Raw genomic sequence first — 21,363 nt, 5'->3', positions numbered from 1 at the left:
ATTTTAACATACGCAGAAAGGTGTTTGGCCGGATTTAGCTGCCCTTTGCCTGATGTAAGATTTATGGAGAAATTGAATAAAAACCAACTTTTTGTTTGGGTGGCGCAACTGTTTGGTACACGGTGTTTTTGCAGTACCCAATGAGCCTGTGGGAGTGTCGCTTAGCAGTGCAGATTTTGAACTTTGGCAAAAAAGTAAATTATTTGATGTCCGATACAGCCGGAAATGCTTCGGAATTTGAAGCCTAAAATGGAAACCTATGAGTAGTTATAAAAATATACTAGTTGAGCAGAGCGGATCAGTAAAGACCATCACTATTAACAGGCCCGACAAACTGAATGCACTTAATCAGCAAACCATGGAGGAGCTGAAACAAGCTTTTCAGGAGATTAATGATGCCAAAGATTTGAGAGGTGTTATTGTCACAGGTGCGGGAGAGAAGGCATTTGTGGCGGGTGCCGACATCAAAGAGTTTTCGGAAATAAACGAACTTAATGCCCGTAAATTCGCTGAAAATGGTCAGGAAACCTTCGACCTCATACAGAATTGCCATATTCCGGTCATTGCAGCCGTTAATGGTTTTGCCCTTGGGGGTGGCTGCGAACTGGCCATGGCATGCCATATGCGAGTCGCTTCAGAAAACGCCAGGTTTGGACAGCCGGAAATCAACCTTGGCATCATACCGGGCTACGGCGGCACCCAACGGCTGACCCAACTCATTGGCAAAGCAAAAGCAGTCGAACTCATGCTAACCGGCGATATGATCTCTGCAGCTGAGGCGCTCACTTTGGGTCTTGTAAATTATGTGGTTCCTGCCGATAAGGTGATGGAAAAGACCAACAGCCTGATGGCGAAAATTCTTGAAAAGGCGCCTTTGGCAGTCGGAATGGTTATCGACTGCGTTAATGCCGTTTACAATGCTGATGAGGATGGCTATCAGACAGAGGCTAATTCTTTTGCCAGGTGCTGCGGCACTGAGGACTTCGTTGAAGGGACAACTGCCTTTCTTGAAAAGCGCAAGCCTGCTTTTAAAGGCGAATAAGGTAACTTCGGGCTTTATATGGGCCAATTGAAAAAACTTGCAGGCCAAACTGCGATATACGGAGTCAGTAGTATTGTAGGCCGCCTGCTTAACTGGCTGCTGACGCCATTTTACACAGGTATTTTTGAACCAGGCGAGTATGGGCAAATGACCATACTCTACGGTTACTCTGCATTCCTGCTTGTTATTTATACTTATGGTCTGGAAACAACCTTCTTTAGGTTTTCCACGAGAGACATTACTAACGGGCAGAACACATATGGTCAGGTAATGACCATGATAGTGCTGACTACCTTGATTTTCACAATTGCGCTTTGGGCCTTTGCTCAGCCAATAGCTTCATTTATTGAATACCCGAATCATTCGTCATGGATAAGGTGGTTTGCTGCGATACTGGCGGTAGAAGCTGTTATGTCCATTCCCTTTGCCAAGCTTCGGCTGGAGAACCGGCCAATCAAGTTTGCCAGTATTAAGATTCTCGTCATCCTGGTCACTATCCTGCTAAATATCTTTTTGCTTGTGGTCGCTCCGGCAGTCATTTCGGGTGAGTCTTTCGTTTTCATGAAACCCCTAGTAACGCCATGGTACGATTCCTCTCTTGGCATCGAATACATTTTTATTGCCAACTTCCTGGGTACGTTCTTACTGGTGCCGTTGCTGGCAAAGGAGCTTATGGTTGCCAGGTTCAACTGGAACCGTAAATTGATCAGACAAATATTGGCGTACAGCCTGCCAGTGGGAGTAATGGGCTTGGCGGGCACGGTCAACGAAACCTTTGGCCGGTTGATGATCAAATACCTGTTACCAGATGGTTTCTACGGTAGCGGCGGCGCTGATTATGCCACAGGGGTTTATGGCGCCTGCTTTAAGTTGAGTGTGTTTATGAACCTGGGTATCCAGGCCTTTCGGTACGCCGCCGAACCCTTCTTCTTTTCAAGTGCCGCCGATAAAAACTCTCCTGAGCTGTTCAGCAAAGTGATGAAGTGGTTTGTCATTTTCGGGGCGTTGGTGTTTTTGGGCATTTCCGTCAATTTAAATTGGCTGGGGCTTCTTCTTCGCCAGTCGGAGTATCGTGAAGCGCTATTTATTGTGCCCTTTTTGCTTATGGGTTACCTGTTTCTGGGTATTTATTATAATCTTTCTGTGTGGTATAAACTCACCGACCAGACATACTATGGTGCCTATATTGCGTTGCTTGGGGCTTTAATTACTGTCGTCGGAAATGTATTATTGATCCCTGTTATTGGGTATTTGGGCAGTGCAGTCGTTACCACCCTCACGTTTCTGGTAATGGCGGTAGTTAGTTTCTATTTGGGGGAAAAATACTACCCTGTTCCCTATAAAGTATCCAACGCATTTTTCTATCTGATTCTTTCATCTGGCCTGGTTTTGGGTGTAAGCCAACTGCACTTAGGCTCATTTTTGCTCCAGGTGCTTGCCAACAATCTGGCTGTGCTGTGCTTTATTGTTGTCGTTGTAATCAAGGAAAGAGCGGATTTGCCTCGACCTAAGCGTTTTATTTCTTAATTTTGCAGCCTTGTTTTACTTATGAAGGTAAAAATAGTTAACAAATCGCCATTTTCACTTCCTGAATATCAGACTGAGTTATCGGCTGGGCTCGACTTGAGAGCTGTTTTAGAAGACGGTGTCAGGCTTGCTCCTTTGGAACGAAAATTGGTGGCAACCGGTCTTTATATAGAGTTGCCTGCTGGGTTTGAGGCGCAGATTCGCCCCCGAAGCGGCATGGCATTTAAGCAGGGAATTACCGTTCTCAACTCGCCTGGTACCATAGATGCAGATTACAGAGGGGAGTTAAAGGTGCTTTTGGTAAATTTGTCGAATCAGGAGGTTGTCGTTGAGCATGGAGACCGTGTGGCTCAAATGGTTATAGCAAAGCACGAAAAAATAGAATGGGTTGAAAGCGAGGCCTTAACTGAGACAAAAAGGGGTGAGGGCGGATACGGAAGTACAGGTAAAAAGTAATAGATGCCTGCGAAAAATATAAAGATCAAGATACCCAAAGATCAAATTTCGACGTATTACAGATTCCCGGCGTCCGTTTTGAAGCAAAGAATATGGTAAATGCAGATCACATAGTTAAAAGAGTTATCGCCACAGGGGCCCTTGCGCTTCTTTTGGCATCGCTTTCCTTTGATTTGCAAGCTCAGGGAAAAAAGAAAAAGTCGAGAGACGGTGTGCCCAATGAGATTTCTGAAAACGACAGGTTTCAGGCAGAGTATTACTTCGTAGAAGGGGAAAAATTTTTTATGCTGGAGGACTACGCCAAAGCCTATGAGCTGTTCAGTCTCTCCAACGACATTGACCCGAAAAGCTCCGGTGTTCACTACAAGATGGCACAAATTCTGGCCGAGTCCGGCGACTTTGAAAAAGCGCTTACCCATGCCAATGAGGCCATTAAGCTCGACGGTGATAACAAATACTACTTCCTTTTAGCAGCCGAGATTTACACCAACATGTCCAACTTTCAGGAGGCAGCCAGCCTTTACGAAAGAATGATAAGCACGCTGCCTAACAACGAGTCGTATCTTTTCGATTTGGCGGCATTGTATATCTATCAGGATAAACTTGATAAGGCCCTCGATGTATACAACAGGGCCGAAGATTTCTTTGGTGTACTAGAGGAAATTACCTATCAAAAGCAGCAGATTTTTATTCAGCAGGGGAAGATAGATTTGGCCATCGCAGAAGGTCAAAAGCTGATCGAAACCTACCCCGACGAGTCGGACTATAAGCTTACGCTCGCTGAAGTGCTTATTTCAAATCAAAAAGAAAAGGAGGCAATCCCGTATCTGGAAGCAGTGCTGAGAGACAACCCGTCCAATGCGCAGGCAAGTGTCCGGTTATCCGAAATTTACAGAAAGAGCGGGCAGACGGAGAAGGCCATGGAGTCGCTGCACAATGCGTTTTCTAACCCGTCGCTTAATGTAAATGCCAAGGTACAGCTGTTGGCTGGTTACATCGCTCAGCTTCCTAATCCCGAACTTGAAACCGCTGCCAAGGAGCTGGCTGTAGATTTAATTGAGGCCCATCCCGACAATGTAGATGCGCAGGCCATTTCGGGTGACCTGGAGTTCAGGCTGGGAAATAAGGAGAAAGCCAGAGGTTTCTACCTGAAAGCCCTCGAGCTCGACAACACCAATTACAACCTTTGGCAAAATGTGATTTCCATTGAAATGGAACTGGAGGACTATCTGGGTGCTGCACAGCATGCTGAGCAGGCTATCGAGATCTTCCCCAATCAGGCGCTGCTTTATTATTTTGGGGGCACAGCCTACCTTGTGAAAAAGGACTATAGAAAGGCTGTTAATAACCTTGAAGCAGGAAAAAAGTTGGCAATGTCCGACCCCGACCTTTCAGGCTTCATTATCGGCCAGCTTGGCGATGCTTACAATGGCCTGGAGGATTATCCTAAGTCTGACGCAGCCTATGAAGAAGCATTGAAAATCAATTCTGACAACGACTATGTTCTCAATAACTACAGCTACTATCTTTCTTTGAGAAAAGAAAAACTGGACAGGGCTCTTGAACTATCGAAGCGTTTGGTAGAGAAGAATCCTGATAATGGGACTTATCTTGACACTCATGCCTGGGTACTGTACGTGAGAGGTGATTACAAGGAATCGAAATTTTACCTTGAAAAGGCCCTGGCTGACAGTGAGAATGTTAGTGGCACAATCGTTGAACACTATGGTGATGTACTTTTTCGATTGGGTAAGATTGATGATGCGGTGGAGCAATGGAAAAAAGCAAAATCAATGAAGGACACCACCAAACTAATTGATAAGAAAATTGCCGACCGGAAACTATATGAAGAATAGACTGCTGCCCCAAGCAGGTTTAATTGCCCTGATCCTTTTCGTTTCCTGCAATAAAAAGCTGGCCTACTTTGACTTTTTGGAGAGGAACAAGCTGGACGTCCAGGAAATAAACTTTGATTACTTCTCCACTAAAACTAAGATCAACTACACAGAGGGTGACAATAAAATCAACGCCAGCGCCAATATCAGGATAAGAAAAGACAGCATTATTTGGTTTTCGCTTACTCCTGCATTGGGGATAGAAGCTGCCCGGGGCATTATCACCAAAGATTCACTTGTGGTGGTGGACAGGCTCAATAAGGTGTATTTTGTGTACACCTATGCAGCACTCAGTGAGAAATATAATTTCAATATTGACTACGAGTTGCTGGAGTCGATTTTTTTGGGTAATCCACCCAGAAATATCAAGGAAAATGAAAGGGTGGTGAGAGAGACCGATTATGCCATGGTGGAGCAAAAGGAGGGAGAGGTTACGTTTAACAACTACATTTCTACCAAAACCTCCAAGCTGGAGAAGCTGTCTATTGTTGACCTGCCTACCACCAACACGTTGAATATTACTTACTCTGATTTTCAAGTAGTTGGTGAATTTCATATTTTTCCGTTCCAATCGTTGATTTCATTGGTGTACAATAAGCCAGGCACGTCGGAGGCTTTCAATACACAAATAGAAATTGAGCACAATAAAGCGGACGTTGAAGACGGTAAAAAAATGAAGTTCCCGTTTAATATTCCCCAAAAGTATGAGCGGAAGTAGTCGCTTGTCAATCCTGTTGCTCCTGGCGCTGATTTTCTCAGTGCAGGTCTCATTTTCTCAAAAATCGAAGAGCCAGTTAGAAAAAGAGAAGCAGGAAAACCTCAAGCGAATCGAAGAAGCTCACTCTATTCTACAGGAAACAGAAACGCAGAAAAAGAGCACATTTGGCCAGTTGAGCGCTATTTCAAGGCAAATAGAAGCCAGGGAAATGCTGATTGGCTCGATATCGGAGGAGGTTAACCTGCTGGGCTCTGACATAGACGAATTGAATCAGGTTGTCAAATCACTGGACGCTGACCTCAAAGCACTTAAACAAGAGTATGCTTCCATGATCTATGCCGCCTCCAAATCACGGCATGGGTTCGACCGGATCACTTTCCTGTTTTCCGCCCAAACCTTTAGTCAGTTTTTACGTCGGCTTAGCTACCTTTCTCAGTATGCCGAGGCACGAAAAACACAGGCGGTTCAGATAAAAAGGGTGACCGAGGCACTAAATGGCCAGAAAAGAGAGTTTGAAGCTAAGCGAACCGAACAACAGAAATTGCTGGCCAGTCAGGTGGCTGAAAACAAGAGCTTACTTGCCTTAAAAGACAAGCAGAGCTCGGTAATAAAGGACTTGAGTAGCCGGGAAAAGCAGCTAAAAAACGAGCTGGCGCAGAGGAAGCAGGCCATCGACAAACTGGATAACCTTATTGCGGAGCTGATCAAAGCAGAGCTGGAGAAGGAGAGGGCAGCCAAAAGCCCGGTTACTTCCCCGCTGATTTCCTCAAATTTTGAGGGCAGCAAAACCAAATTGCCATGGCCTGTCTCGTCGGGGTTCGTTTCCTCACGGTTTGGCAGGCACCCACATCCCGTGCTGAAAGGCGTGGAGGTTGACAATCAGGGCATTGACATCCAAACCGGCCAAAACGAAATCGTAAAATCGGTTTTTGATGGAACTGTAGCCACCGTTGCTTTTGTTCCAGGAATGAACAGTGTGGTGATCATTAAGCATGGAGATTACTATACCTTGTATGCCCGGCTGAAAAAAGTAAATGTCAAAAAGGGACAAGAAGTCAAAATTGGTGACATAGTCGGGGAGGTGTTCACCGATACCGATGGGATCTCCGAGATACAATTTCAGGTTTGGAAGAACAACCAGAAGCTAGACCCTGAAAAATGGCTCATGACCAAAAAGTGAGGGGTGCGGTTCTTTAAATATTTCTAGTATGAACCCTTGATCCCAAATTATTCTCTTTAACTTTACGTTATTACAATACACTAAAAAATAATATTATGAACACAATTTTTGCCTTTGGGATGCCTGGTGGCTGGGAGTTGATAGTTATAGTGTTCATCGTCCTGATTTTCTTCGGAGCTAAGAAGATTCCTGAACTTGCGAGAGGCCTTGGAAAGGGAATTCGTGAATTTAAAGATGCGACAAAGGAGATCAAAGATGAGATTCAAGAAGGAGTAAAAGAAGTAAAGGAAGATAAGCCTAAGTCTTGAAAACATATAGATCGCTAGCCGAGATTCAGAAGGCGATAGCATCTGGAAACATCACCTGCAAGCAGCTGGTAGAACAGTACTTGCAGGTAATCAACGAAAAAAGTCACCTCAACGTCTTTCTTGAAGTTTTTGCTGAAGAAGCACTAGCCAAAGCAGATGTCGTCGATGAAAAAATCCGTGCCGGAAGGCAGGGTCGCCTGGCAGGTATGGTTATCAGCCTAAAGGACGTGCTGTGCTATAAGGGGCATAAGCTCCAGGCAGGTAGCCGTATCCTTGAAGGGTTTGTTTCTCAGTTTACCGGCACTGCCGTGCAGAGGTTGCTCGATGAAGATGCAATTATCATTGGCAGAACCAACTGTGACGAGTTTGCTATGGGTTCTTCCTCGGAAAACTCCGCATATGGCCCGGTTGTGAATGCTGCCGGCGAAAAGCGGGTGCCAGGAGGTTCTTCCGGAGGTTCGGCCGTTTCTGTGCAGTCCGACATGTGCCTGCTGTCACTTGGCACTGATACAGGCGGCTCGGTGAGGCAGCCGGCGTCTTTTTGCGGCATTGTAGGCTATAAGCCCACCTATTCCAGAATTTCCCGGTATGGGCTTTTGGCATATGCCAGTTCCTTTGATACCATCGGTACCTTCGCCCACACCATTGAAGATACAGCACTTGTGTTGGAAATAATGGCTGGCCACGATGACTATGACAGCACAGTGTCGCATGAACCGGTGCTGCCCTATTCCACACTGCTTTCCAACAATAAAAAATACAAAATAGCCTATTTAAAGGAGCCGTTGGCTTCGCCGGAAATAAGTGCACCGGTAAAAGGTGCTGTGGAGGACGCTATTACCTGGCTGAAGAAGGATGGTCACACAGTGGAGCCTGTCGAGTTCAATTACCTCGACTATGTGTTGCCCACCTATTACATCCTTACCACGGCCGAAGCAAGCTCTAACCTATCCAGGTACGACGGTGTAAAATATGGCTACCGGAGCAAATCGCATGTGAACCTCGAGACGATGTACAAGAAATCGAGGTCAGAGGCTTTTGGCAAAGAAGTGCAGCGAAGAATTTTATTAGGTACCTTTGTGCTAAGCGCCAGTTACTACGATGCCTTTTATACAAAAGCATTGAAGGCACGAAAATTGATTCAACAAGCAACTAGAGATATACTTAAGGAGTACGATTTTATTATTTTACCTACATCCCCGACCGTTGCATTCAAATTGGGTGAGCATACAAAAAATCCGTTGGAAATGTACCTTGCCGACCTCTTCACCGTGCAGGCATCGGTAGCTGGAGTGCCAGCTATTTCGATTCCGTATGGCGACGACGATGAGGGAATGCCCATTGGCTTGCAACTAATCGCTGACGCTTTTCAAGAAGAAAAGCTTTTGGCGTTTTCCCGGCACATTCTTGATGCCAGGAACAAGGGATAAAAAAATTTGTATGAAAAAGCTATTGACCATTGTTTGTGGACTTTCTATCAGTCTGTTGGGCTACGCCCGGCAGGGTGATGTTGAATTTGGAGTAGTTGAGGCTGATACCCTGTCTTTGGATGTGGTCGACACAAGAACTATTCTCCCCTACGATTACTCTCCTGATTTCACCTACGAAATGGTGGAAGAAAGACTTGCCGGTCTGAATTCAGGAGTGCCAATTCAGTTGAATGAAAGGGTCTTTTCTTTTATCGATTATTTCACTGTTCGCAACCGGGACTACATCAGATCGGTACAGCAAAGAGCAGAGGTTTATTTCCCTATTTTTGAAAAATACCTCAAAGAATACGACCTCCCTGAAGAGCTTAAATATCTTTCCATTGTAGAATCGGGATTGAGGACCAACGCCATCTCAAGGGTTGGTGCAGGCGGTTTGTGGCAGTTTATGCCCGCCACAGGTCGTTTTTACAAGCTGCATCAAGACTGGTACATTGACGAGAGAATGGATCCCGAGAAGGCCACAGAGGCGGCTTGTAAGTACTTGAAGCAGTTGTATGGGATGTTTGGGGATTGGGATTTGGCACTTGCTGCCTACAATTCGGGTCCCGGAAACGTAAGAAAGGCCATCAGAAGATCGGGCTACAAGAAGACGTTTTGGGAAGTGTACCGCTATCTGCCAAGAGAAACACGTTCTTATGTGCCTCAGTTCGTAGCCATTCTCTACACAATGAACTTCAATGAGTTTCATAACCTGTATCCTGAAGAAAAGGAATATATGATGGCTTATGACACTGTCATGATCGATCAGTATTTGCACATTGAAACTTTTGCCAACCTCACAGGTTTGTGCGCCGACGATATTCTTAAGCTGAATCCACATTTGATCAGGGGTGTTATTCCTGAGACAGTCAGCAACTATCCGTTGAGAATCCCATCCGATAAAATGGAATTTGTCTATGAAAACATGGACTTCCTGCTTGATTCGGCCGGTAAAGTTGGAAAAGAACACTTAGAAAAACTGGCGCAGAATATGCCCGGCAGCACCTATGGAAGAGAAAATGTCCGGTACCGGGTGCAATCTGGTGACGTATTGGGCACTATTGCACAACGATATCACGTTAGAGTTTCTGACTTGAGGGAGTGGAACAGGATTTCAGGGAATATGATCAGGGTGGGACAAACCCTCAACATTTGGGTGCTGCCCAACTATCAATCGAAGCCCAACCTTTATACGCCATCTTCCACAATCGCCAAAGTACCTACGCAGTCCACAGTTATATCGGCATCGGTGGGCGCCGACGGGTCAAAGTACCACATGGTGCAATCGGGTGATACTTTGTGGGACATCTCAAAGAAGTATGGGAATGTGTCCATTGAAAAAATTAAGCAACTCAACAATTTGAGTTCAAGTAAAATACATGTTGGACAAAAACTATTGATTGAGTAGTCCTGGGTAGCGACGAAAAGTTTATAATTGTTAATTTAGAGGGCCGCAAGGCCCTTACGAATTTTAATAGAATATCTCATGACTCGTACAGTTCCATTTATATTCACTTGTTTTCTGTTTTCAGTCCTGTTGTCTTCCTGTGGTTCAAAAGACAAGTCTGATAACGGCAACTCTCTTCTTCCGGTAGCTCGTGGCGATGCAGCAGAAATCATTCTCGTGATGGATAGTGCTCAGTGGAACGGGCCGCTGGGATCGGAGATGAGGCGAACCTTTGAATTGATTATTCCGGGGTTGAATAGAGCGGAACCACTTTTTGATCTAAAGCAGGTAGCGCCAAAATCGCTCAATGGGGTACTAAAGAGTGCTAAGAACATGATTTTTGTCACCACGCTCAATAATAATACAAGGGCAGGAAAGATCATGAAAGGTTATTACACAGCAGAGTCGCTGTCGAAAATAAATGAGGATCCGAACCTGTTCTATTTTACGAGGAAAGACAATTACGCCCGGGGCCAGGAAATACTCTACTTGTTCGGCAAAGACGATGAATCACTGATCCGTAAGCTCAGGGAAAATGGCGACATTTTGAGGCAGTACTTTGAGGACGTAGAGAACAAAAGGCTGCAAGCCAATCTTTTCAAGATTCAGGAGAGGGATCTGGCGGATGTGCTTTATGATCGCCATAATTTTAAGCTCAAAATCCCTTATGGTTACGAGTTAGCACAAGATAAAGGAAACTTCGTTTGGCTGAGGGCGCTGGATTTAGAAGTGGACAAGACGATCTTCGTTTACTATGAGCCTTACACTAATCAGGAAGTGTTTAAAGATATCACTGCGTTGAGATCGAGAATTACAGAGAAGTATTTGCGTGACATTGAGAAAGACAATATCTACATTACCTACCAGGATGTACTCCCATTTATTACCAAGGACATCAATTTTAAAGGGAGCTACGCCGTGGAGACCAGGGGCCTGTGGAAGACGAGCGATTCGACCAATGGGGGGCCTTTTATCAGCTATACGTTCGTGGACGAGGTACTGAATAGGCTCTATTATATCGAAGGGTATGTGTATGCACCTTCCAAGGACAGAAAAAGGGACTATATCAATGAATTTCAGGCGATATTGCAGTCTTTTCAACCCGCCCAATCAGCGGCACCTGCTGCTGGTCGTTAATTGTTTATGTAGATAGCCCCTATTAGCTTTGTTTTTTACCCATTAACCTGACACCTAACTTTTATGGCCATTAAAATTCGCAAGGAAGACGCCCTTGAATACCATTCTTCCAGCCCCGCCGGAAAAATTGAAATACGTCCAACAAAGATGATGAGCAGCCAGGTTGACCTGGCTTTGGCTTATTCGCCCGGCGTAGCAGAGCCGTGCAAAGAAATAGCAAAAAATAAAGAGGATGTTTATAAGTACACCGCCAAAGGCAACCTTGTAGGGGTTATTTCCAACGGAACGGCTGTGCTTGGACTCGGCAATATTGGCCCGGAGGCTTCAAAGCCCGTGATGGAGGGCAAGGGGGTTCTGTTCAAGAAATTTGCCGGCATTGATGTCTTTGATATTGAAGTGGACGAAGAAGACCCCGACAAGTTTATTCAAATTGTGAAGGCACTGGAACCGACCTTTGGTGGCATCAACCTGGAAGATATAAAGGCACCCGAAAGCTTCAAAATAGAAAGAGTGCTGAGGGAACAAATGAAGATTCCTGTCATGCACGACGATCAGCATGGCACAGCCATTATCTCAAGTGCAGCCTTGCTCAATGCGCTGATTGTTGTAGGCAAAAAGATTGAAGAGCTAAAAATAGTAGTCAACGGAGCAGGTGGAGCTGCAATGGCATGTACCGATTTGTACGTGGGGCTAGGTGCTCGCAAGGAAAACATCGTGATGCTCGACAGTAAGGGCGTTCTCAGGAAGGACAAAATCGACCCTGAGTCAATGAAAGCCAGGTACGCTACTGACAAGAAAATTGACACCCTGGATGAGGCGATTGTTGGGGCGGACATGTTTTTGGGTCTTTCCACCGCCGACGTGTTCACGCCAGACATGCTGAAGAAAATGGCCAATAAGCCTATTGTTTTCGCTTTGGCTAATCCCGATCCGGAGATTCCCTACCAACTGGCCATGGACACCAGAGATGATGTTGTGATGGCTACAGGTCGTTCCGACCACCCTAACCAGGTAAACAATGTGTTGGGCTTCCCCTATATTTTTAGAGGAGCACTTGATGTAAGGGCTACGGCCATTAATGAGGAAATGAAACTGGCAGCCGTGAAGGCGCTGGCGGAGCTGACCAAAGAAGCCGTGCCTGAAATGGTCATCAAAGCTTATGGCAATAAGCCAATCACCTTTGGCAGCGACTACCTGATTCCGAAACCGTTGGATCCAAGGCTCATCACTACGATTTCTCCGGCTGTGGCAAAGGCCGCCATGGACTCAGGCGTAGCGAGAGTGAAGATTGACGACTGGGAAGCTTATAAGGTGGAGCTTCAGAGCCGCATAGGTATTGACAATCGTTTAATGGCGAGAGTGATCGCCAGGGCTAGGAGAGCTCCCAAGCGGGTTGTGTTTGCAGAGGCCGACCATCCCAAGATATTGAAAGCTGCTCAAATGGTGATTGACGAAGGAATAGGCTACCCAATTTTGCTGGGTAACAAAGCCAGAATAGAAGCTTTGGTGCTAGAGAACAAACTTGACCTTCGTGACACGCCAATCATTGATCCTTATCATGAAGCCGATACAAGGCACGAATATGCGGCCATGCTTTTTGAGAAAAGAAAGCGAAAAGGCATCACCATGGTCAATGCCAGGCAGCTGATGTACGACCGCAACTATTACGGCGCTATGATGGTTGAAACCGGGGCTGCGGATGCGCTTATCTCTGGCCTAACGAACGATTATCCGAAGACCATTCTTCCGGCACTTCACATCCTGGGCGTTGAGGAGGGTATTAACCGGGTGGCGGGCATGTACATTATCAGCAATGCCAAAGGCACCTATTTCTTTGCTGACACCACAGTGAATCTTAACCCTACGGCTGAGGAATTGGTTGAAATCGTTGGTCTGGCAGCGAGGGCTGTGAAGTATTTTGACTACGAGCCCAAAGTGGCCGTATTATCATATTCTAATTTTGGATCGTCGAGAGGTGGTGTGCCTGAAAAAACCAGGAAGGCAGTTGAGTTGGCGAAGAAAAAATACCCGGACCTTATCATCGATGGGGAGCTTCAGGCCAATGTGGCGTTGAATGCAGAGCTGCTTAGCGAGGTGTATCCATTCTCTTCTCTGAATGGGCACTCGGCAAACACACTTATTTTCCCCGACCTGGCATCAGGTAATATTGCCTATAAACTGTTGATGGAATTGGGTGGAGCAGAGGCGATAGGGCCGATTCTGGTAGGTATGAACAAAGCCGTCCATGTATTGCAGGTGGGTAGCTCTATCAGAGAGATATTTAATATGGTGGCTATTGCCGTCATAGATGCCCAGTCGCAAAGCGCAAAAGCCCAACAATAGGATGATTACATACCTTAAAGGCAAGTACATCGAAAAGGAGCCGAATCACACTGTGATGGAGGTGAACGGCATTGGTTATGAAGTAAGAATCTCATTGAACACCTTCAGCCAGATCAAGAACCTGGACAGCGGCATCTTACAAACCCATCTCCAGGTGAAGGAAGACGCCCACATTCTCTTTGGGTTTGCCGAAATGCAGGAAAAGCAACGGTTTCTGGATTTGATCTCTATCAACGGCGTGGGGCCTGGCACGGCATTAATGATTCTGTCTTCCCTTACGCCGTCCGAAATTCACGAGGCGATTGTGAGTGAGGACGTGAATTTGATCCAGAGAGTGAAGGGTGTTGGGGCCAAAACTGCACAACGTATCATCCTGGAACTTAAAGATAAACTCAAGAAGGAGGACGTCTTTGAAAAATCTCCTTCCGGCATGGGTGTGCGAAGCAATAGTTTGCGAAATGAAGCGTTATCAGCTTTGCTGGTTTTAGGTTTTCCTAAAGCACAGGCAGAGAAAAATATCGATCTGATCATCAAAGAAAAGGGAGGAGGAGTTACTTTAGAGGAGTTGATCAGATTGGCCTTAAAAAATTCCAGATAGGTTTTACCATTTTACCGTTTGAGGAGGAGATTTTTAAATACTACTCTAGTACTCTTGTGTATTTCGCTTGTGCTCAGCGCTTTACTTGCTAATGCTGAGCGCTCTTTTTTTTATTGGAGGACGCCGACAAGTATTTTCTCTTCAAGCAGGACACCATACCAGACTCACTCAAAGGGCCCTACCAACCATCAAAGACGCCTACATTCGAACCTATTGACCGATTTGGTGACCCTTTTTCTAACAAAATAAGCCCTTCCCCCCTTCAGTTAAAAAACCCCGCAAGCCTCACACTCGATGCAGAAATTGACACGTCGATGAATTACACCATCTATGAAAGGATAGGGGATGTGAATTATCGGCCAACCACCACCATGACGTTCGAGGAATTCAGCAAGTGGAAGGAAGAAGAAATGCTGCGGGAGTATTGGAGAAGCCGGTCAAGGGGCCTCGATGGAGAAAGTGCAGTGAGTGGCAGGAGGCTTATACCTAAGCTGTATACCAGCCCTCTGATTGACCGGATTTTTGGTGGGAGCTACGTCGATATTCAGCCCAATGGTTTCGTAACGCTGGATTTTGGTGGCAGGTGGCAGAGGATCGACAATCCGCAAATACCAATCAGACAGCAACGAAACGGCGGGTTTGAATTCAATCAGCAGATAAGCCTTAACCTGGTCGGCAAGGTTGGCGACAAGCTCGCTATCACAGCCAACTTCGACAACAACAACTCTTTTGATTTCCAGAATAACCTAAAGATGGAGTACACTGGTTATGAGGAAGATATCATCAAGAAGATCGAGGTGGGTAACGTGAGCATGCCCATCAGCAACAGTCTTATTTCCGGCGGGCAAAGCTTATTCGGTGTGAAGACGCAGTTGCAGTTTGGGAAGCTGTTCGTAACAAGTGTTGTTTCCCGCCAGCAAGGACGAAATGATGTCATTACCCTGGAAAGCGGGTTTCAGGGACGGGAATTTGAAGTACGAGGCTCCGACTATGATGACAACAGGCACTTTTTTCTAGGGCATTTTTTTAGAGACAATTATGAAAAGTGGCTGGGCAGCTTGCCTCAGGTAATATCGGGCGTGAATGTAACCAGGGTCGAGATTTATGTGCTGAAAAGAAACGGAGATACCCAAACATTGAGGAGTTTGCTAGCCTTTCAGGATCTTGGAGAAAGCGATAAAGCCTTCCGCAAAGACAATCCTAATTTGAGTCCCGTTCAAACCAGTTATCCGGCGAGCAACGATGCCAACGGCTTATTCAAGTCCCTGAAGGCGAACAGCGCAATAAGGGACGCCAATCAGGTCGATGGCATTCTGGAGTCGAGTTACAACTTTATGAACTCTGTCGACTATGTAAAAATCACCTCTGCCAGAAGACTTGATGAAAAGGAATTTGTGCTGAACAAACAGCTTGGTTATATCTCCCTTCTTAGAAAGCTGACAAATGACGAAGTGCTGGCAGTAGCCTACGAATACACCTACAACGGCCGAACCTTTAAGGTAGGTGAATTGATGGAAGACTACCAGAATTTGTCGGAAAATGAGCTGTTGCTACTGAAAATGCTCCGCCCTAATAAGATCAACACATCAACTCCAACCTGGGACTTGATGATGAAAAACATCTACAACCTGAACGCCAGCCAGGTGGATAGGGAGGGGTTTACACTGAGAATCCATTATCGTGATGACTTGACGGGTATCGACAATCCAAGTTTGCATGAGGGGGCCCTTACGAAGGACCAGCCGCTTATCCACCTTCTCAAGCTTGACCAGCTCAACCCCAACAACGACCCGCAGAGAGACGGCAACTTCGACTATATCGAAGGAGTTACCATCGACTCGAGGAACGGAACCATTATCTTTCCTGTGCTTGAGCCATTTGGAAAAACCCTAAAAACATACTTCGACAAGGACAACGAGCAAAACCTTATCCAGAAGTATGCTTACGACACCCTTTACCGAACAACAAAAGCTGATGCTGAGCAGGTATCGTCCAAAAACAAATTTTTCATTTTGGGTAAGTTTCAGGCGGGAGCATCCAACGAAATCGTGTTGCCGGGCATTAGCATTTCACCCAATTCTGTTGTAGTCACTGCTGGCAACACACTGCTGACCGAAGGTTTGGATTATACGGTCGACTATAACCTGGGAAGGGTGAGGATCATTAACGAAGGCATACTTAACTCCGGGAAGCAGATCAATATTTCATACGAAAAAGCTGATGTTTTCAACTTTCAAACCAGGTGGCTTACCGGAACACGGTTTGACTATAAGCTCACTGAAAACTTAAACCTGGGGGCTACATGGCTCCACCTGAACGAACGTCCTGGCGGCATTACCAGGTATAGCGTCGGCAACGAGCCGACAAAAAACTCGCTGTACGGCTTCGATTTAAACTGGAGCAAGGAGTCGAGGTTCCTGACCAAAATGGTCGACGCACTCCCGTTCGTAGATACAAAGGAACCTTCCCGAATTACCTTCACTGGCGAGGTGGCCCAAATCAACCCCGGCACTTCCAATGAGGTAGGGGGCGAAGGCACATCCTACATCGACGACTTTGAGTCGGCGGTAACACCCTACAACATGGGTAATTTCCAGGCCTGGAAGCTTGGGGCCACTCCGCAAACACCCGGGAACCGGTTTGACCTAAGCAACCAAACTGGTGACAAGCTTGGCTCCGCTTTCAAAAGAGCAAAAATTGCCTGGTATATCATCGATAACGTTTTTTATCGGAACGGAGGGCCGAACTCTCCCCCTAACATTACAGAGAATGACAAGGACAACCACTACGTCGCTGGCATTATCCCTCAGGAAATCTACTCGCAGAGAAGCCGGAATATAGTTAACACCAATGAACCGATATTTGACATCGCCTATTTCCCTTCAGAAAGAGGACAATACAATTACAACCCCGACCTGGACACCGATGGCTTGCTCAAAAACCCGGAATCAAACTGGGGAGGTATTACCAGGGCAATTACCTCTGATGTGGACTTTGACAAGACAAACGTCGAATACATTGAATTCTGGATGCTGGATCCATTTATCGACGACAATGACGGAAGAGGCAGGGTACTCGACGGGTTGTTTAACCAGCCTAATACTACCGGTGGCGAACTGATCTTCAACCTGGGTAGCATCTCAGAAGATATAATCAAAGATGGACTCCATGGGTTTGAAAATGGAATGCCTGCCGATGGCGGAACGGAAAAATTGACAACAACTGAGTGGGGAAGAGTAACGCAGCAGCAATACCTCACTGACTATTTTGACAATCGTGCTTCGGCAAGACCCAATCAGGATGTTGGTCTCGATGGTCTTAAAAATAGTGAAGAAGCCAGTTTTTTTAACGACCGTTTTATAAGTAAACTACAAGTTTCGGGCACCGCAAGAAACAAGATCCTTGAAGACCCCTCGGGTGACAATTTTCAGTATTACTTAGGTGCCGAGCAGGACGCCCGGGACGCAAAGATCCTGGAACGCTACAAAAACTACAATGGCATGGATGGCAACACCCCCGTCCAAACTGCCAGCGGAGAGAACTTTACACCATTGGGCAGCGCCCTGCCTGAGAACGAGGACTTGAACAAAGACAACACTATCAACGAGTTGGAGGAGTATTACGAATACAAAATCCCACTAAAAAAAGGACAGCTTGAAGTAGGTAAAGGATATATAGTTGACCGGGTAGTGGGTGGTGAAGGTGGCGAACGTACCTGGTATCTTTTCAGAATCCCTGTTCGAAACCCCAGTAGAATTCAGGGCGATATCTCAGGGTTTAAAAGTATTAAATACATGAGGATGTATTTGACGGGCTGGAGGCAACCAGTCGTATTGAGGATGTCCAAATTTCAACTGGTGGGAAGCCAGTGGCGGAAGTTTACTGAGAGCCTTTATGACAGAAGCTACAACGAAGTTCCCGAGCAGTACACTTCGGATTTTACCATTTCAGTGGTGAGCATCGAGGAAAACAGCAAAGCCAGCGAGGGCAAGTCGCCTTACACTTTGCCTCCCGGAATCAATCGTGACCGAGACAACACCACTGTTATTCAGCGCCAAAATAATGAGCAGTCAATTCAGGTTTGCGTGGATAACCTTGAGGACAGGGACGCCAGGGCTATATTCAAGAACGTCAATTTTGACCTGATCAACTACGGTAAAATCAAAATGTTCCTGCACGCAGAAGGAGATGGGCTGAACGATGATGATGTTTCCGGCTTCATTAGGTTCGGAACGGATTTTGACCAGAATTACTATGAGATTGAGGTGCCCTTGAAGGTAACACCTTCAAATGTGGAGGGCTCTTCCGGCGAAGCACTACAACGACTTGTTTGGCCAGCCGAAAATGAAATAGATATTGAATTTAATCAGCTTTATGCTGTCAAGTCGGCCAGAAACCGTTCGAAGTTCAACGTGGAACTGCCCTATACCGAGCAGGTTGGGAACTACAAAGTGACCATTGTAGGAAGACCGGATATGAGTTCTGTGCTTACCATGATGATTGGTGTGAAAAACCCGGAGTCGCCCGACCAGCAGCCTAAATCGGTCTGTATATGGGCCAACGAGCTGCGGGTAACCGACTTTGATAATACCAAGGGGTGGGCAGCCAACACCAGGTTGAATGCCCAGCTCGCTGATTTTGCCACCGTCTCAGGTTCAGCCAGAATCACGACGGTAGGCTTTGGAGGGATTCAGCAGCGGATTTCGGAAAGAACAAGGGAAGAAACAATCAGCTATGATGTTTCAGCCAATGTGAATGTGGATAAGTTGCTGCCGGGCAACACAGGCATCAAAATTCCTATGTTTGCCAGTTACGAAAACACCGTGGCCACACCCAAATGGGATCCGCTCGATCCGGACATTCCTCTGGAAGCCTCACTTCTTAGCATTGACACCCAGGAAGGGCAGGACAATTACAGGCAAATAGTGGTGGAGCAAGCTACACGACGAAGCTTGAATTTTACAAATGTGAGAAAGGAGAGGGTAAACCCTGACGCCAGGCAGGACTTTTACGACATAGAAAATTTCTCCGTTAACTACTCCTATAGCGACGTGACGAGCAGTAACGTGAATACGGAGAGTTATTTATTGAAGAACTATAGGGGAGGCGTTGGGTATAACTACTCGACGCAGGGGCTGGTGCTGGAGCCGTTCAAGGACTCGGAGGCTTTAAAAAGCCCTTACCTGAAATTCATAAAAGACATTAACGTATCTCCGCTGCCTAACAATATTTCCATCAGGGGTGATTTAGACAGACGGTTTGCCAGAACGCAGCTAAGAAATGCCAACCTAACCACGGTAGGCCTCGATCCATTTTATGAAAAATACTTCACCTTCAACAGATCATATAGTGTTCGATGGAGTGTTTTCAAAAGTCTTACGCTCGACTATAATGCCAGAGCAAGGGCCATTATTGATGAGCCCGAGGGTGATATAAGCACACAGGCTGCGAAGGATTCCATTTGGACCAATTTGAAGAACCTTGGCCGGATGAAGAATTTTGACCAGAATGCCAGTGCCAACTACAGGCTGCCCTTCGACAAGTTTCCTGTCACCGACTGGGTAAGTGCCGATTTGCGTTATGCTGTTGGCTACACATGGACGGCCGGTTCTGTCACGCAAGCCGATACGCTGGGTAACCTCATCCAAAATACAAGGGAAAGGGCTCTGAATGGAAAGGTTGACCTGGTAGGCTTGTATAATAAAGTACCGTATTTCAAGACGATAAATGCTCCACCAAGACGACGACCGACAGGTCCTGCTCCCAAAGGACCAAGGACAAAAGTTGACACTACTGAGGCAAAGAAATCTGAAAATAAAGCTTTTAAGGGGCTTTTGAGGCTCTTGATGTCGGTCAGGTCAATCAATGGTACCTACAGCATTAGGGAGGGTACCATGCTGCCGGGCTTCAGGCCAAGGGCATATTTATTTGGCCTGGACAGCGGCTTTAATGCGCCTGGTACCGACTTCATTTTCGGTAGCCAGGATCCCTCCATCAGATACAGAGCAGCGGAAAACGGCTGGATCGCCAAGAGCACATCGCTTTCGGCGCCTTTTACTCAGAACAACACCACAGATTTGCAGCTAAGAGCTAATATTGAGCCATTCACGGACCTCAAAATTCAGCTTGACGCAAAGAAGACTGTCACGGGTAATTTTCAGGAAATATACCGATACGACGATGAATTGGAGAGCTTCCGTTCGCTGACACCATCCCGATCGGGTAGTTACAATATTTCTATTTTAACTATCAACACTGCCTTTATAAAAGACGACACCGCCAATATTTCGTCTGTTTTCAAGCAGTTCGAAAACAATAGGGGCATTATAAAAAGCAGACTCGACGCTTCAAACAGTGCAGGAGAGTATGCCCTCAATTCCCAGGATGTATTGATTCCTGCGTTTTTAGCTGCCTATACGGGTCATTCCGCCAACGATGCCTCGCTGTCACCTTTCCCGAGGATTCCAATACCTAACTGGCGGGTGGATTATGCCGGCCTGTCACGAATACCGAAACTTGCGCAGGTATTTTCATCCATTAACCTTACCCATGCCTACACCTCAAGTTTGAGTATCAACAACTTCAGCAACACACTGGCTTACACTGATTCGCTATCGCCACTTAATGCAGATAATTTTGACCTTACTAATCAGATAGAGAATTATCCGATGGCCTCTCTGAACGGAGAGAATGGGCTGATCCCTATATATGTGCTTGGCCAGGTGTTGGTGTCCGAGCGGTTTGCCCCCTTTTTGGGGATTAACTTAAGAACTAAATCGAGGGTAACGGCCAGGATAGAGTACAAGAAAGAGCGGAACCTCGCACTCAACCTCTCCAACAGCCAGGTAACGGAGCTCAAAAGCAACGACGTAACACTGGATTATGGAGTCACGAAGTCGGACTACGAATTGCCGTTTAAGGTACAGGGAAGGACAGTGACCCTTAAAAACGATATTACTTTCAGGGTGGCAGTGACCGTCAGAGATACGAAGACATTACAAAGAAAAATTGACGATGAGCCGACCATAACGGCGGGAAATATCAACTATCAGGTACGACCAACCGTGAGTTATATGCTCAATGACCAACTCAATCTTCAGTTCTATTTTGAACGAAATCTTAACCAGCCCAGGATTTCGAGCTCCTTTAAGAGGGTGACAACTGCCTTCGGGGTGCAGCTCAGATTTAGTTTGGCGCAATAATTTTTCACTTAAAACAGAAGAGTGTACTTTTGCTCACTTTA

At 46.1% G+C, this 21,363-nt stretch carries 13 protein-coding genes; all 13 read left to right on the top strand.

The window, feature by feature from the left end; genetic code table 11:
* Positions 1-259: 259 nt before the first annotated feature.
* Entirely contained in the window at positions 260-1,042 is a 783-nt protein-coding gene (locus tag ACMVP2_RS07360; RefSeq protein ID WP_416867234.1) for an enoyl-CoA hydratase/isomerase family protein, read from the top strand.
* 18 nt (positions 1,043-1,060) lie between these two features.
* Complete coding sequence (locus tag ACMVP2_RS07355) at positions 1,061-2,569, top strand: lipopolysaccharide biosynthesis protein (protein ID WP_416867233.1); 1,509 nt, start codon at positions 1,061-1,063, stop codon at positions 2,567-2,569.
* Positions 2,570-2,590: 21 nt separating this feature from the next.
* Positions 2,591-3,025 (top strand): dUTP diphosphatase, encoded by a 435-nt coding sequence (gene dut, locus ACMVP2_RS07350; protein WP_416867232.1) that lies wholly within the window; start codon positions 2,591-2,593, stop codon positions 3,023-3,025.
* Positions 3,026-3,117: 92 nt separating this feature from the next.
* Positions 3,118-4,881, top strand: coding sequence for a tetratricopeptide repeat protein (locus ACMVP2_RS07345; protein WP_416867231.1), 1,764 nt, complete (start codon positions 3,118-3,120; stop codon positions 4,879-4,881).
* A complete protein-coding gene (locus ACMVP2_RS07340) occupies positions 4,871-5,638 on the top strand; it encodes a DUF4292 domain-containing protein (RefSeq protein ID WP_416867230.1) in 768 nt (255 codons plus the stop codon). Before ACMVP2_RS07345 ends, ACMVP2_RS07340 begins: the two co-directional genes overlap by 11 nt.
* Entirely contained in the window at positions 5,625-6,818 is a 1,194-nt protein-coding gene (locus tag ACMVP2_RS07335) for a murein hydrolase activator EnvC family protein (protein WP_416867229.1), read from the top strand. The genes ACMVP2_RS07340 and ACMVP2_RS07335 overlap by 14 nt, the downstream gene beginning before the upstream one ends.
* Before the next feature lie 95 nt (positions 6,819-6,913).
* Complete coding sequence (locus ACMVP2_RS07330; RefSeq protein WP_152001014.1) at positions 6,914-7,126, top strand: Sec-independent protein translocase subunit TatA/TatB; 213 nt, start codon at positions 6,914-6,916, stop codon at positions 7,124-7,126.
* The gene (gene gatA, locus ACMVP2_RS07325; RefSeq protein ID WP_317488294.1) at positions 7,123-8,556 is read left to right on the top strand and encodes an Asp-tRNA(Asn)/Glu-tRNA(Gln) amidotransferase subunit GatA; all 1,434 of its coding nucleotides are present in this window, start codon (positions 7,123-7,125) and stop codon (positions 8,554-8,556) included. The genes ACMVP2_RS07330 and gatA overlap by 4 nt, the downstream gene beginning before the upstream one ends.
* Positions 8,557-8,566: 10 nt before the next feature.
* The gene (locus tag ACMVP2_RS07320) at positions 8,567-10,003 is read left to right on the top strand and encodes a LysM peptidoglycan-binding domain-containing protein (protein WP_416867228.1); all 1,437 of its coding nucleotides are present in this window, start codon (positions 8,567-8,569) and stop codon (positions 10,001-10,003) included.
* 78 nt (positions 10,004-10,081) lie between these two features.
* Positions 10,082-11,179 (top strand): DUF4837 family protein, encoded by a 1,098-nt coding sequence (locus ACMVP2_RS07315; RefSeq protein WP_416867227.1) that lies wholly within the window; start codon positions 10,082-10,084, stop codon positions 11,177-11,179.
* Positions 11,180-11,242: 63 nt separating this feature from the next.
* Positions 11,243-13,522: an NADP-dependent malic enzyme gene (locus ACMVP2_RS07310; RefSeq protein ID WP_339790260.1), complete on the top strand. Its 2,280-nt coding sequence runs from the start codon at positions 11,243-11,245 to the stop codon at positions 13,520-13,522.
* 1 nt (position 13,523) lies between these two features.
* Positions 13,524-14,120 (top strand): Holliday junction branch migration protein RuvA, encoded by a 597-nt coding sequence (ruvA, locus tag ACMVP2_RS07305; protein ID WP_416867226.1) that lies wholly within the window; start codon positions 13,524-13,526, stop codon positions 14,118-14,120.
* A 113-nt stretch (positions 14,121-14,233) separates the two neighbouring features.
* Positions 14,234-21,322: a cell surface protein SprA gene (gene sprA / locus ACMVP2_RS07300; RefSeq protein ID WP_416867225.1), complete on the top strand. Its 7,089-nt coding sequence runs from the start codon at positions 14,234-14,236 to the stop codon at positions 21,320-21,322.
* Positions 21,323-21,363 lie beyond the last annotated feature (41 nt).

The sequence above is a fragment of the Imperialibacter sp. genome, from assembly GCF_048007035.1.
GTDB lineage: Bacteria > Bacteroidota > Bacteroidia > Cytophagales > Cyclobacteriaceae > Imperialibacter.
This window is presented reverse-complemented; position numbering and strand designations above follow the sequence as displayed.